The organism is Thiocapsa roseopersicina, assembly GCF_900106925.1.
Classification (GTDB): domain Bacteria; phylum Pseudomonadota; class Gammaproteobacteria; order Chromatiales; family Chromatiaceae; genus Thiocapsa; species Thiocapsa roseopersicina.
Genome location: NZ_FNNZ01000011.1, coordinates 98,216 through 112,886, shown reverse-complemented (window position 1 = coordinate 112,886; position 14,671 = coordinate 98,216). Strand labels below are relative to the sequence as shown.

Annotated in this window: 11 protein-coding genes; 4 read left to right on the top strand and 7 right to left on the bottom strand. The window is 64.6% G+C overall.

All coding sequences use genetic code 11. The features are described from left to right. Positions 1 to 134 precede the first annotated feature (134 nt). Positions 135 to 3,533, top strand: coding sequence for an EAL domain-containing protein (locus BLV04_RS13010; protein WP_093032602.1), 3,399 nt, complete (start codon positions 135 to 137; stop codon positions 3,531 to 3,533). 75 nt (positions 3,534 to 3,608) lie between these two features. Here the strand turns inward: BLV04_RS13010 and BLV04_RS13005 are convergent, their stop codons facing one another. The 3 genes from BLV04_RS13005 to BLV04_RS24960 all read right to left on the bottom strand — a co-directional run bounded on the left by BLV04_RS13005 (position 3,609) and on the right by BLV04_RS24960 (position 5,692). Beyond that, the gene (locus tag BLV04_RS13005) at positions 3,609 to 4,430 is read right to left on the bottom strand and encodes an OmpA family protein (protein WP_093032601.1); all 822 of its coding nucleotides are present in this window, start codon (positions 4,428 to 4,430) and stop codon (positions 3,609 to 3,611) included. Between the two features lie 129 nt (positions 4,431 to 4,559). Continuing rightward, the gene (locus tag BLV04_RS13000) at positions 4,560 to 5,531 is read right to left on the bottom strand and encodes an SLAC1 anion channel family protein (RefSeq protein ID WP_093032778.1); all 972 of its coding nucleotides are present in this window, start codon (positions 5,529 to 5,531) and stop codon (positions 4,560 to 4,562) included. Positions 5,532 to 5,551: 20 nt separating this feature from the next. Further along, positions 5,552 to 5,692 carry a hypothetical protein gene (locus tag BLV04_RS24960; RefSeq protein ID WP_175534618.1) on the bottom strand — a complete coding sequence of 47 codons (141 nt, stop codon included), beginning with the start codon at positions 5,690 to 5,692 and terminating at the stop codon, positions 5,552 to 5,554. Positions 5,693 to 6,260: 568 nt separating this feature from the next. Between BLV04_RS24960 and rraA the strand changes: the two genes are divergently transcribed. The 3 genes from rraA (at position 6,261) to BLV04_RS12980 (ending at position 9,914) form a co-directional block, all read left to right on the top strand. Continuing rightward, positions 6,261 to 6,779, top strand: a complete 519-nt coding sequence (gene rraA, locus BLV04_RS12990; protein WP_093032599.1) for a ribonuclease E activity regulator RraA — start codon at positions 6,261 to 6,263, stop codon at positions 6,777 to 6,779. A gap of 53 nt (positions 6,780 to 6,832) precedes the next feature. Next, a complete protein-coding gene (gene aceK / locus BLV04_RS12985) occupies positions 6,833 to 8,602 on the top strand; it encodes a bifunctional isocitrate dehydrogenase kinase/phosphatase (protein WP_093032597.1) in 1,770 nt (589 codons plus the stop codon). 253 nt (positions 8,603 to 8,855) lie between these two features. Continuing rightward, entirely contained in the window at positions 8,856 to 9,914 is a 1,059-nt protein-coding gene (locus BLV04_RS12980) for a thioredoxin family protein (protein WP_093032595.1), read from the top strand. 253 nt (positions 9,915 to 10,167) lie between these two features. Here the strand turns inward: BLV04_RS12980 and BLV04_RS12975 are convergent, their stop codons facing one another. From BLV04_RS12975 to BLV04_RS12960, 4 genes are all read right to left on the bottom strand, one after another. Further along, a complete protein-coding gene (locus tag BLV04_RS12975; protein WP_093032593.1) occupies positions 10,168 to 11,979 on the bottom strand; it encodes a DUF2207 domain-containing protein in 1,812 nt (603 codons plus the stop codon). Continuing rightward, a complete protein-coding gene (locus BLV04_RS12970; RefSeq protein WP_093032775.1) occupies positions 11,976 to 12,527 on the bottom strand; it encodes a LemA family protein in 552 nt (183 codons plus the stop codon). Before BLV04_RS12970 ends, BLV04_RS12975 begins: the two co-directional genes overlap by 4 nt. 157 nt (positions 12,528 to 12,684) lie before the next feature. Continuing rightward, positions 12,685 to 13,485: a lytic transglycosylase domain-containing protein gene (locus BLV04_RS12965; protein ID WP_093032590.1), complete on the bottom strand. Its 801-nt coding sequence runs from the start codon at positions 13,483 to 13,485 to the stop codon at positions 12,685 to 12,687. Continuing rightward, the gene (locus BLV04_RS12960; RefSeq protein WP_175534617.1) at positions 13,482 to 14,645 is read right to left on the bottom strand and encodes a glycosyltransferase family protein; all 1,164 of its coding nucleotides are present in this window, start codon (positions 14,643 to 14,645) and stop codon (positions 13,482 to 13,484) included. The genes BLV04_RS12965 and BLV04_RS12960 overlap by 4 nt, the downstream gene beginning before the upstream one ends. Positions 14,646 to 14,671: the final 26 nt, after the last annotated feature.

The following is a 14,671-nucleotide window of genomic DNA, read 5'->3' as shown; positions in this document are numbered from 1 at the left end:
TTGTGCCGGCGATCGTGCGTTTTTCAGATGACTGTCGCCCTTCAGAGCCCCGTGATAGAGTGAGCGCAAGGAAGCCATGACACGTTTCGTGTGTCGCCCTGCGAAGCTAAGGTCCATCGTTCAACCTCTGCCGAATGATTCGCACAAAGGCGCAAAGCTCGCCGATCGGTCTGGTCGCGCTCGTTCCGGCACTCGCGCTGGCCCTGTATCTCGCCTATCAGCTTTCCATCGGCATTCCCGCACGCGCCCGAATCGAGCAGGAAGCGGCCGCGCAGATGCTGCTGCAGCATGCCGCCTCGGCCATCCCGCAGGATCAATCGCGCAGCGATGCCTCGACCGATGCACGCATTCTGGCCGCCTCGGGCGGACATCCGCACATCCTCGCCTTCGGCCGTCTCGACGATGATCGCCCTGTTCCGGGCGCCGGCGTGGATCGCCCCGCAGACGCATCCACGACGAATGCGATCGAAGCGATACCCGCCGACATCGTGCATGCTGCCGCGGCATCTCCCATGCAGCCGCGCTTTGCCGTTCAGCCCGAATCGGGCCGTTTCATCGGCGTCATGAGCTTGAGCCGCGCGAGTGTCGCGGGCGCGTCGCACGTCGATCCTGCGGCCCCCGGACAAAAGCCCCTCCTCTATTTGGTGATGGATCTGGCCGCGGCAGAGGCTGCCGAGCGCCGCCGACTGCTGTCGTGGTCGGGCGTTTGGCCTTGGGCCCTATCGGCCGCGCTCGCCCTCCTTCTGGCCCTGTCGGCGAGGCGTTACGCAGGCCCGAGAACAGGGTCACCCGGCTCGGGGAGCCTTCCGAGAGGAGCAGACCCTGAACCGGGCGAAGACGATGGCACCGAGTCCGTGGAGACGCGCCTCGGGGCGTTCGATCATATCCTCGACATCGCTGCCGTGGTGCTGGTCGGATTGGACCTGGAGGGTCGTGTCCGGCTCATCAACCGTAAAGGCTGCGAGGTCCTCGGACTCGACCGAGAACACATCATCGGGCGTGATTGGGCAGAATCCTTCGTCCCCGAACGCGAGCGCGAGCAGGCCCGTCGGACACTTGCGCGCGTGACCTTGGAGGAGAACGAGCCATTGATCGCGGTCGAGGGCTCGATCCTCTGTGCGGACGGCTCGGAACGCCTGATCGAATGGAACAACAGCCGAATCCGCGACAGCACGGGACAGCTGATCGGCGGACTCGGCTCGGGCACCGACATCACCGAGCGCAAGCAGGCGGAGCGGGCGCTCTCGTATCTGGTCACCCTCGAGACCGTCCTGGTCGAGACCTCGCGATCCCTGGTTGCGGCCCCTGCCGAGGCCGTCGGCCCCTTGGTGGAGAACGCATTGGGGACCATTGCGCGGCGCATGGGCGCCGAACGGGCTTATGTCTTCGTGCTGAGCCGCGACGGCTCGAGCATGCGCAACACCCAGGAATGGAGTGCCAGCGGTCTCGGGCTTGCCGGCGCAGGCGCGCCGCCGGTACCCACATCGCTGATCCCGCGTTGGATGGAGACCCTGCAACACGGCGACGATATCCGTATCGACGACGTGACCAAGCTCCCCGAGACCTGGCGTGTCGACCGCGAGCAGCTCGAGCAGCTCGAGGTTCGATCGGTGGCAGCGGTCGCCATTCGGGTGGCCGGTCGGATGGGCGGATTCGTCGCCATGGAGATGTTGAGCGACACGCGCAGCTGGCGCGACTCGGAGATGCGTGCGCTGGGTTTTCTCGGCGATCTGATCGGCGGCGCCTTCGAGCGACGGCGCAACGAGCAAAAACTGCTCGACAGCCGCCGCCGGCTCGAAGAGATCGCCCTCTACGACCCGTTGACACGCCTGCCGAACCGGCGGCTCTTGGCCGAACGCATGGACGAGGCGGTCGTGCGGGCCCGCGAGCAAGGTCTGTTGCTCGGGGTCTGTTATCTGGACCTCGACGGATTCAAACCCATCAACGACACCCACGGACACAAGATGGGCGACCGGGTGCTGGTGACGGTCGCCAGCCGGTTGCGCGGCTGCGTGCGCGAGGACGACACCGTGGCCCGGCTCGGCGGGGATGAGTTCGTCCTGCTGATGAACCGGATGGAGTCGTTGTCGGATTGCGCCGCGCTGCTCGAGCGCGTGCTCGCGTCGCTCGCCCAACCCATCCTGATCGACGGTCACTCGCTCGCCGTCACCGGCAGCGCCGGCGTGACCCTCTTCCCGCAAGACGCAGGCGATGCGGACACCCTCCTGCGCCATGCCGATCACGCCATGTACCAGGCCAAGCAGCAGGGCCGTAATCGCTATCAGTTCTTCAAGGCGGTCAAGGATCAACCCGATCAGGTCCATAAGCTCGAGCTGGTGCGCATCCGAGAGGCCATCGAAGGCGACGAGCTGAGACTACATGTTCAGCCCAGGGTCGATATGCGCTCGGGCGGCGTCGTGGGTGTCGAGGCGCTCGTGCGTTGGGAGCATCCCGAGCGCGGACTCTTGCCACCGGGCGAGTTCCTCCCCTTGATGGAGGGCGACGAGCTGCTCCATGACCTGGACTGGTGGGTGATGGATCGGGCGCTGCGATTGCTGGAGGGCTGGCAGAGCGCCGGGCTGGATCTGACGATGAGTCTCAATCTTTCGGCCTGCTCGCTGCAGGACACGGGCTTCCTCGCCGCCTTGCAGGAAATGCTCTCGCAGCATCCCGGCGTCGACCCCGCGCACCTGCTCTTCGAGATCATCGAGTCCGAGGCCCTGCGCGACATCGAAACCACCGCCTCGGTCATCCGTGCGTGCACCGTCCTCGGCGTCCAATTTGCGTTGGACGGATTCGGCAACGGCTATTCGTCCTTGACGGATTTTCGCTGCCTTCCGGCCCAGGTCGTCAAGATCGATCAGACCGTGGTCCGCGACATCCTGCGCTCGCGCGACGGCCGCAATCTGGTAAAGGGCGTCATCGGGATCGCCAACGCCTTCCAACGCGAGGTGATCGCCGAGGGCGTGGAATCCGCCGCGCACGGACTGCTGCTGATGGATCTGGGCTGCACCCTGGCGCAGGGCTACGGCATCGCCGACCCCATGGCCCCCGAGCAGCTCGTCCCCTGGATCGAGGGCTTCCGCGCGCCGCAGCTCTGGACCGATCGCCCCGAGGTGGATTGGACCACCGAGGATCTGTCGCTCTTGAGCCTGGAGGCGGTCCATCGCGACTGGGTGAATCGTCTCGTACGCCACGTCGCGACCGATACCGCCGCGAGACCACCCGAGCTTCAACCCGAGCTGTGCGATTTCGGACGCTGGTACCTGGGTCCGGGCCGAGCGCGTTACGGCGAGATGCCGAGCTTCGACTCGCTCGACGCCCTGCACCGACAAGTTCACCAGCAGGCCGGGAAGCTGCTCGAGCTCGATCGCCTCGACCGCGAGGCACTGATCGACCCCATCAGGAAACTACTGCAGGACCGCGACGCGCTGGTCGCGGGCATTCGATCGCTCCAGGCCGAAGTCCTGGAGCACGCACCGCGCGAGGCGACCGCCGAGGTGATCTTCGGGCAAGGATCCACCTGCGCGTAGGTGCGAATTCATTCGCATCGACAACCCCTTCAGGCCTTGCAGGCAAGCGCGTCGGCAGCGTTCCCGGTCAGCGCCTCAAGGCTCGATCAGATACACCTCGACACGACGATTGCGCTGCCGGGCTTGAGCGGTGGCGCCGTCGTCGAGGGGGCGCGTCTCCCCCATCCCGACGATCTCGATGCGGGAGGCATCGACGCCCATCGCAGCCAAGGCATCCTTGACCGAGCGGGCGCGTTCCTGCGAAAGCGCGAGGTTCTTGGTTGCGCTGCCGGAGCGATCCGTATGACCCTCGATACGCGCCATCAGGCGTTCATGCCGCCCGAGGACCTCGGCAATCGCCTGCAACCCTTCGGAGCGCGCCGCGTCGATCGTGCTCCCGCCGACCGGGAAGCGCAGCGCCGATTCCGTCAACGTCACCAAATGGCCGCGCTCGGTTGGACGCGCGCCGAGACGCGCAAGGTCATCCTCCAACCGGTCCGTGACGGCTGCGGCGCCTACGACTTCCGAATCAATTTCGGTAGCCGCCACTGCAGTGGTCTCGGCAAGCATCCCGGCCGGACGTTCCCGCTGCTCCGAAACGACGAATGCGAACGCCGCCTGCTGCTTCGCGACTGCGACCAGCTCCTGCTCGAGACGCCGGATCTTCGCTTCGGCATCGGTCAGACGCGTATTCAGCACCCCCGGATCGGGTTGAGCCTCTGCCTCGACGGACGCCGAGATCGGCGCGTCTGACTCCGCGACCTTCAGGGCCACAACGGTCTCGGTCGCCGCCGGCTCGGTCGCCGGTGTCTGCGGCCCGCGGAAATAGGCCAACAGGATCCCTGCGACGAACGAGAGGATCAAAAAAACCAAGGCATAGATCGGATTCGATTTCACCGCAGGGGCGACGTCGGACATGATGGTTCCTCGATGACGAAATCGGTTCGGAGGCTCGGCGACGGAAGAAGGGGCCGGCGGACTCGGGAGATGATCGGGGCATCGCGACGACGGATTCGCAAACCCGTCGTCCCGTGCCTGCCGATGGCATCAGTGACCGGGAACGCAGATCCCGTTGCGCCGTACCGCAATGGCGGTACGTGCCAACAACAAGGCGACGATTCCGGTCAGCAGGGTCAGGAGACCGAGCCCGAGATAGCGGTAGAGATCCTGCCCGGTGCGCTCGAACATCAGCAGACTCGCGATGCCGATCGCCGCCAGCGGAAAGGAGTAGGCCCACCAGGACAGAAAGAACCCGAGCTTCAGGAATCGGTTTGCCTGCGTGAACAACAGCAAGGTCAAAAAGAGACCGATGAAATAGAGCACGCGCGCAAAGGCATCGAGCTCCCCGGCCAGCCGCGAATAGGCGATGAACCCGACGGCGGGCGGTGCGATCAGGATGAAAAGCGTCGGCATCAAGCGCTCTTCGATCGGGTGATGAAACAGCACCCGGTAGAAGATGATCGTCATCAGGATCAGCCAGAAGAGCATTCCGGTACTGAAGAAGAACCAGGAAATGTCCTGATACCCCAAAGGCACTCCCGCCACGGGCACCAAGACGTTGCCGACCGCAGGGATGAACCAGGCCGGATTCATATGATGCACCTGAAAGTACTCATGATGGATCCAGATGTTCACGACGTAGAGTGTAAAGACCAAATGAAGCGCCGTGCCCGCCATCCAGAGTGCCCGACTCACGTCGTTCATCACCGGTAAAAAGGCGATGGACAGCAGAAGCAGACTGATCGAGATGGTCGGGAAAAAATTGAGCTTGACCGGATGGCGCAGCTCCTGGATCACGGCGTGCCGATACAGGGCGAGCTTCGCCGTATACAGCAGCATCAAGACAATGAAGAGCGTGCTCGTCACGCCGATCAACCAGGGGGTGATGCCCAAGTCGAGATCGAGAACCGCCTGAGCCTTCTCCCAGCCGATGGTGAGGCCAGACAGGCCCATCACCATCGCGAAGAAGGAGATCGGAAAGTGCTCCAACCGACCGGGTTGCTGATTTGGAGTTTCCATCATGCTCCCGACATTTTCGCTCAAAGCACCGACGGCATGGGCATGAACAAGAGAACGGCGAGCATGGTCGTGGTCGCAAGCACCGGTGCCCACAACCAATAAGGTTTGGCTGCCGCTGCGGTGTGTGTCGAGCGCGTCACGGTCCGGGTCTGCTGGGTCATGGTCTGGCTCCGAGGGTGCGTCGAGCAGTGTTGTCGAGCGTGGCGGTCTTCGTGACCGACGCACCCGACGTCTGCTCGGGGAATGAGGTTGATGCGCAGTCTAGGCATCGCCGCGGCACGATGCATTGACAAATCTCAGACTAGACAGCTCAGGTTTAGCCGGCGCCGAATATCCCCTCCGTCGCCGGATCGCGGATTGTGAATCTTCACCTTCCTGGCGACCCCGATGGCCTTGGCGAACTCGGCGATGGAAGGCTGGGTGAAGGCGCTCGCGCGATCCCCCGAGAGCATCCCCGCTTAAGGCAGGATATCGAGGTCATCGCCCGGCTTCGAGAACTGCCCTCGACCGGGCTCGAACAAGCGCGGCGGCTCCAGGCCAATTCATAGTGCGCGCCTATCGCAAGACAGCGACCCGAGCGGTCGCTGCCCCTTTCCGAGCGGACACCATACCGGCGCTCTCGCCGCGGTCTCCGTCACCGGGATCGCGCGGAGCGTAGGATCCGGCGAAAAATCGCGTGTGCTCGGTATATACTCGGCGCTCCGCCGACAGACCCGCCCATGTCCGCCCATGCCTACAGAGACCCGATCCGCGCCGCACGACATCGCCTTCAAGACGGCCGACCTCTCCGATCGATACGACGAGCGTGTCCGCATCTGCGATCCGATTTTTCGTGATTTCGGCGGCCGGATCCGCTTCTGCGGACCGGTCGTGACGGTCAAGTGCTTCGAAGACAACTCCCCGGTGAAGTCGACCCTGGCCGAGCCCGGCCAAGGCCGCGTCCTCGTGGTCGATGCCGGCGGCTCCATGCGTTGTGCGATGCTCGGAGACCTGATCGCCGCCGGCGCAGTGGAGCAAGGCTGGGCCGGGGTCATCCTCTACGGATGCATCCGCGACAGTCGCGACATCGCCGCCATGCCGCTAGGTGTCAAGGCATTGGGGACACATCCACGCAAGAGCCTCAGGCGCGGCGAAGGGCAACGGGACATCCCGATCACAATCGCCGGCGTGCGCTTCTCCCCGGGCGATCAGGTCTACTGCGACGAAGACGGCATCCTGGTGGCCGACGGGCCACTGGATCTCGTTTAGTCGGAACCACGCACGGCGGCGATCGATCCGGATAGGCACAGCGAGGAAAGACCATGGCATGGACCGAGGCGAAACAGATTGCCGAGGCGATCCTCGACGGATTCGGGCGTCACTATCGGCTGTTCCGCGAGATCACCGGCAAGGCGCGGGAACGCTTTGAAGGGGCGGATTGGCCGGCGGTACAGGCCGCGGCGCGCGAGCGCATCAGCTACTACGACGAGCGGGTCGGCGAGACGGTCGCCCTGCTGCGCCGAGAGTTTCATCTGCGCGACCCGACCGACATCCTGTGGCGCCGTGTGAAGATCGAGTACATGCGCCTCCTGCCGCTGCACCACCAGCCGGAGCTGGCCGAGACCTATTACAACTCGGTGTTCTGCAGGCTTTTTGATCGGCGTTATTACAACAACAGCTACATCTTCGTCTGGCCGATGATCTCGACCGAGCACCTCGAGGCCGAGATCCCGATCTTTCGGCCCTACTACCCGGCGCGCGACGGCTTTGCACGGGTGATCGCCCGCATCCTCGGCGACATGGGTTTTCAGCTCCCCTTCCGAAATCGCCGGCACGACATCCGCTGTCTGATGCGCGCCGTGCGTGACCGCTTTCCGCGCCGGCGCGCGCTGCACCAGAACTTCCAGCTCGCCGTTCTCTCCGAGCCCTTCTACCGCAACAAGGCCGCCTACATCATCGGCAAGGCCATCAACGGTGCGGACCAGATCCCGTTCGCGATCCCAATCCTCAACGACGAGGGACACGAGGGCGCACCCGGAGGACTCTATGTCGACACCCTGCTCTCCGGCGGGGACGAAATCTCGGATGTCTTCAGCTTCTCGCGCGCCTACTTCATGGTCGACACCGAGGTCCCTGCCGCCGTCGTCGATTTTCTGCGCCCCCTGATGCCGCATAAGGGTAAGGCCGAGCTCTACACCGCCATCGGCCTGCAGAAGTTCGGAAAGGCGGAGTTCTATCGTGACTTCCTCAAACACCTGAGGTATTCAGCCGACGATTTCGTGGTCGCACCCGGCATCCGCGGGATGGTGATGTGTGTCTTCACGCTTCCCTCGTTCCCCTTTGTCTTCAAGGTCATCAAGGACCGTTTCCCGCCGCCGAAGGAGATGACGCGCGAGACCGTCAAAGAGAAATATCAGCTGGTGAAGCTGCATGATCGCGTCGGGCGGATGGCCGACTCCTGGGAGTATTCGCACGTCGCCTTTCCGCGTCACCGATTCTCCTCCGCCCTCGTCGAGATGCTGGAGACCGACTGCGCGAAGAGTCTCGAGTCCGACGGCGATCAGCTCATCATCAAGCATCTCTATATCGAGCGGCGCATGTCGCCCCTGAATCTCTATCTGCACACCGCCGACGACGAGGACATTCGGCACGCGATCGGCGAATACGGCGATGCCATCAAGCAGCTCGCGGCGGCCAACATCTTCCCCGGCGATTTTCTCTTCAAGAACTTCGGCGTCACGCGTCAGGGCCGCGTCGTCTTCTACGACTACGACGAGCTGTGCTACCTGACCGAGTGCCACTTCCGCGAGATTCCGCCCGCACCCTACCCCGAGATGGAGATGGCCGAAGAGGTCTGGTACAGCGCGGGTCCGAACGACGTCTTCCCGGAGGAGTTCGAGACCTTCCTGCTGACCGACCCGCGGATCCGCAAGGTCTTCCGGGAGCTCCACAAAGAATTGTTCGACCCGGCCTGGTGGCGGGCGCGCCAAGAGCACATCCGGGCGGGTCATCTCGAAGACGTCTTTCCCTACCCCGAAGAGCGGCGTTTCGGTTGCCCCGACCGGGTCATGCGCGATGGGAACGACGGCTAGGACCGCTCAAAAGTAGGTCAAACAACTCGACGAGAGAACACCTTTGCCACGGTTGTCGTTGTCGTAATCGAGATCGACAACGACAACGACAACGACAACGACAACGACAACGACAACGATTGGATTCGAACTCGGCAATCGCCGGCCATCTCAAGCACAGGCGCCTCGGCGCTCGAGCCGCATCACAACAAGGGGAACCCTTGCGTCCATCGGCGCTCGGCAGCCCCATTGCACCGCAGAGGAGACTGGAGCGATGAAGACGCCTTCGATTGGGATGCATCTGCTGGCCTGGAGCCTGCTACCGCTCGGCACGCTCGCCACAGCCGCAAGCGACGGACCTGCCGAGCTGGCCCCCGGATTGCAAAACCCCGGTTATCACGAGCAGCCCGACTGGTTCAAGGCGTCCTTTCTGGATCTCCGCGAGGACGTCGCCGAGGCCACTGCGCAGGACAAGCGTCTGCTCCTCTACTTCTATCAGGACGGTTGCCCCTACTGCGCCAAGCTCTTGCAGGAAAACCTGGCCGATCAGTCGATCGCCGGTCTGATGCAGGGGAGTTTCGACGTCGTCGCCGTCAATCTCTGGGGCGACCGCGAGGTGACCGGCTTGTCCGGCGAGTCCACCACGGAAAAACAACTGGGCGCGGACCTCAAGGTCCAGTTCACACCCACGATGCTGTTGCTCGACGAGGCCGGGCAAGTCGTGCTGCGGATCAACGGCTACTTCCCGCCCCATCGCTTCAAGGCCGCACTCGCCTATGTCGCCGAGCGACGCGAACAGGTCGGCGAGTCATTCGCCGACTATGCCGCCGGAGTCGATTCAGCCGAGGCCAAGGGCGCCTTGCATACGCAGGGGGGCTTTCTGACGGCCCCGTTCCGACTCGCGGACAATCGCGATACCTCCATGCGTCCTTTGGTGGTGATGTTCGAGCAGCCCACCTGCCGGGACTGCGACGAGCTGCACGAGGACATTCTCAAGCGCGAGCCGGTCGTCTACTCGCTGAGCGCCTTCGACGGGGCAATCCTGGATACCTATTCGCGCGACCCCGTCCAGACGGTCGACGGCCGCGAGATCCCGATCCGCGACTGGGCCGCGGAGCTCGGCATCAAGTACACACCCAGTCTCGTGTTCTTCGACGCCGCCGGACGCGAGGTCTTCCGCACCGAGGGTTACTTCAAGGCATTCCATATCCACGGCGCCTTGGATTATGTCGCGACAGGTGCCTACCTGTGGGAGCCGAGCTTCCAGCGCTATCTTGCCGCGCGCCGCGAGGCCCTCGCCGAGTCGGGGATCGAGGTCGATTTGATGGATTAAACCGCGTCGGCTCCGACGGTCGTCGGAGCCGACGCGGCCAAGCCAATCCAACAAACTACGCATACCGCACCGTGCGCGGTTTAGGCGATTTCCGGAAAAACCCCTATCCGTAGGTTGTGCTGACGATAGGAAGCACAACTTCCGCCGACGGTTGGTTGTGCCTCGCATGGCTCGGCACAACCTCGTTTTCGTGAAACGCGGGCGCGGGGATCGCTGGATTTCGCTCTCGCTCGTCCATACGGGCTCGCACACCCTACCGCCCGCGCCCGCCACCCCCGCCTCCGCCACCGCCGGACGAGCCACCGCCACCCCCGCCCGAGCTGCTGCCGGGCGGTGTCGCGGAGGACGCGATCTGACGACTCAAGGTCTGGCCAAGCGACCGGCTCATCCGCGAAAGATCACCGGCGCTGCCGCGGCCTCGATACCAGTGGATACCCCCTGCGGCGGCGGCCGCGGCCGCGGCGCCGACGGCAAGGCTGAACTTACGGGTCCATGCCTCTTCGACATCCAGGGCCAGCGCATAAGGCAAAAGTGCCTCGTAGCGTTCGGCATCCAGCACGGGTGGCGCATCGCTGCCCGGTCCGGGGAGCGACCTCAACTCGTCGCGCTCGGCGACACTCAGGTAGAGCTTCAGGCCCTCGATCCGGTCGAGCAGCCGTCGCCCCTCGGTGGTCGAGGCCTTCAGCAGCCAAGCAAAGAGGATATGGGCACCGACGGCAAGCCCGAACAGGACGAGCATGGCCGGTATCCCGTCTCCAGCCGCGACCATCCAGGCCAAACCGCCGTATAGCACGGAGAAGGCGATCCCGAGGGCGAGCTTGCCGCCGTTGGCGAGAAAAAAGCGCGGACTATAGAGCTGCGCGAGGCTCTGCGTGTGTCCGCTCTGCGCCGGGCCGACCCGATCCGCCTGCTTGTTGGTCAGCACCAACTGATCGCCCTTGGCGAAGAGCAGCCTGAGCAAGGTCGCTTGACTCGGCGTGAGTGCGGCCGGGTCGGCGCCGGGCAGGCGCTCAAGCCGCCAAGCCTCGCGCCAACCGGCCTTTTCCTGATGGATCACCACATGACCCTTCACCGCCGTCTCCACCAGATCGGCGGCAAAGCAGCGGTGGTCATAGCCCATCCGACTCAGATAGCGCAGACCCGCCGGTGAATGCCCTTCCGGAGGCCGATAATGGGGAAAGATCGGGCCGGCCTGCGGATCCCGCCCGACGCGCCACCAGGTGGTTCCGTAGTAGGCGAGCAGCAGGACGAGCCCGACCAGGGCGACCAGCACACCGCGATTGTCGTACAACAGCCAGCCGAGACGCCGCGCATCCGACGGCTCCGCGATCAGACCTTTCGGGAAACCGGCGACGATGGTCAAACCCTCGGCAACACCCAGGGGTCGTGTCGTCGCGAAACGGATCTCGTCTGGCGCGGCGACCTCGGCGACAAGGTCTCGACCGACGGCGCCCTGAGGACCGGTATAGCCTTCGGCCGTGAGGTCCGCGATCGGGACCTCGGCCGGAAGCCGCACCGTGGCGCTCGCTGCGAGGATCGGAAAGATCCAACCGGTGCCGGTAACGTTCCAGTAGAGCTCGTCGTGCCCCTCGAAGAAACCGAGCTGGCGGGTCGTGCGATAGCGAATGCGGTAGCTGTAGGTCACCGGGACGGCGAGGAAATCGTCGTTGCCGGTGTTGATCTCCACGCCGTTGGAGACACGCTCGATGAAATGGGGCTCCGGCTTGCCGTCGCGCTCCACGCCGAGCAGCTCGAAACCGACCCGGACCTGGTTGCCGAGCCGGTCGCGATAGCGGGTCGGAAACTCGCGCACGATGCCGCGGCGGATCTCGCTGCCCTCGGCGCGAATCGCGATGATCTCGGTCACCTCGAGGCTGCCGTCGGGCTGGATCGCGAGATCGCTGTCAAAGGAGAGGATCTCCTCCGCAGCACCGGCCTGAGCGCCGACCCCGAGAAGAAGCAGGAGGCCGAGGAGCCATCCAGCTACGGAAGGCGGCCATCGGTGCTTCCGCGAAGACGCGATTCGCCCGTCGGAAGGGTCGAGCAGGCGGTCGATCATGCTCATGTCTCGCCCTCGAGTCGCGGTGCCGCGCGCTCGGACTCGCGAGCCAGATAAAACTCGGCCGACGCGAATCCGAACAGCCGGGCGATCAGCAGATCCGGTACCCTTTGAATGCCGTCGTTCAGCTCGCGCACCGCGCCGTTGTAGAAACGCCGTGCGTATTGGAGATGCTCCTCGACATCGACGAGATCGCGTTGCAGACGCAGGAAGTTATCGCTCGCCTTGAGATCCGGATAGGCCTCATCGAGCAGGATGAGCCGGCCAACCGACTGCTCCAGTGCCGCCTCCAGGGTCGCCAGCTCGGCGGGGCTTCGCGACTCGACGGCACGGGTGCGCAGCGCCGCGACGGCTTTGAAGAGTGTCTGCTCATGCGCCGCATAGCCGCGCACCGCCTCGACCAACATGGGGATCAGGTCGTGACGCCGAGTGAGCTGAATGTCGATATCGCTCCAGGCCGCGCGGACGCGATTGCGCAGGCGCACCAAGCGATTGAAGACCCATAGACCCCAGCCGAGCGGGATCAGGAGGAATGCCGAGAACCCGTAAACCATCAACCGAGACTCCTCATCGAGCGATGCCGACGATGCGTTGTCCAGGACAAGAATCGGCGGTGACCCATCCGCAAGTCCGCCCGGCCAAGCCTGATCAAGCGAGCCGGCCAAGGCCGCGAGCCGACCGAAGGGCCGACCCCGCCGCTCAGCCTCAGGCTCAGGGCCGACCGGTCGCGCCCAGCTCAAACATCGGCTTGCTCTCCGGACCCACCTCGTGAAGGGCCGGATTGAGGCGCCGCAGGTCGAGCGTCGGCTTGACCTTGAGCGACAGGAGCGACGGATCAAGATATTTTTTCATCAGGCGCCGCGCCTTGCCCAAGTCGCGCGTCCCGCGCAGTGTCCGCACCTGATTCAAGGCCACCTGCGTCGGCGCAGTCCCGCCGTTGCGGCGGTAATAGGTAATCACGGCCTCGGTGTAGTTGAGCGTCTCGAGATAGGTCACCTGGCTGTTGGTACGATCGACCACCCCTTCGCCGGCGTTGTAGGCCATGATGACCCGGCCGTAGTCGTTGTTGTATTTGCGCAGGAGACGTTTGAGGTGACGTGTGCCGGTATCGAGGTTGATCTTGGGGTCGAAGAGATCGGCGACCGAGGTCACCCCGTAGTCCGCCGCCGTCGGGGGCATCAACTGCATCAGTCCGACCGCGCCCGCACGGGAAACGGCATGGGCGTTGTAGTTCGACTCAGCCGCGACCACCGCGCGAACCAACTCGCCCTCGACACCATGTCGCCCGGCGACCGCCGGGATCATGGCGATGACCTCCGCACGGCTCGGACGCGGTCGATTCGGTGCGGCAGGCAATGCCGGCTTAGCCGGGGCTGCCTCGGGCGACGTCTCGGCCCCCTCCGTCGAAGGAGACTTGCCGGCCAAGGTGCCCCAGGAGACGAGCGGCCAAAAGACCAGTGCCAGAAGCACCAGGTATCGCGTCCCTTTTCGATCGTCACTGAGTTTCGTCATGACCCGTCCACCACTGAGGTTACCGAGGAGGTGCCGGTCGAATCGGCGGAACCAAGCCGGGACGCATGAGCCGCACGGCGGGACCGATGCTCCAAAAGGGGCTCGAGAAGGTCCGCCACCTCCTCGATGCCTGTCGGCTCCACGGCAGGCGGCCGATCGGCGGTGCGCAAGGCATGGATCGCCTCGGCGAGATGTCCCGCGCCGAGCTCTTCCCGCGTCACCTCGCGTGTCGGCATCCGCGCTGCCAGCCAGGGTATCAAGGCGGCTTCCTCCGGCCAATCACCGCGTTTTACATAGAGGACGGGGATCCGGTTGACTGCGGCCTCCGAATAGGTGCCGTAGCCGGGCTTGCACAGCATGAGATCGCAGGAGGACATGACGTCCGGCACCCTCAGTCCAAGCGAGGCGATCCCGGTCGCATCGCGCCTCGGACCGGCGGGGAGATCCTGAGCCAACCAATGGACCTGGTCCTGCTCGGGCCACCTCGCGAGCGGATCGAACCCCTCGAAACCACCGAACTGCATCAAGGCGAAGGGACGATCGGCAGGCACGCCGCAGCGCGCGCGCAACTCCTCGCGACGGTCCGGATAACGGCTCGCGATGGGGCCGACATCGATCGCATTCGGCAGCCAGGACATGGGCATCGAGGGGGCCGGTCGGATGAAGAGCTCGGCCGCGGCATAAACCGCGCGCATTCGCTCCATGACACGTGCGGGGACCTGATCGGCCACCGGACTCTCGAGCAGGATGTCGTACCAGTTGAGCGAGCAGAGTGCCACCGCCGGGATGCCCGCCCGCCGCGCCGCATCGAGCGGCAGCCAGGGTACATCGGCCAAGACCAGGTCAGGCGCCGCGCGGCGCAACAAGGAAATCTCGCGCTCCAGCCGCCGATCGTAATCGGCCTCGAAATCGGCATAACGGATCAGGCTGTCCGACCAGCGGGTGCCGAGTGGCCCGTCCATGAGCAGGCCGAGATCCGTCGCCTCGTGGATCTGGGTGAATCCGGGCGGCAATCGGCTGCGCGCAAAACCCGGATCGATGTCGCTCTGCAAGGTGATCCGCAGACCGGGTAGGCGCCGCGCCAGCGCGGCGACGACCGGCGCCGCCTGCGCCAAATGCCCGTACCCGTGGGCGGTCACGGCGAGAAAGAGATGGGACATGCAACCGGCTCCGGTTCGCCTCGGGT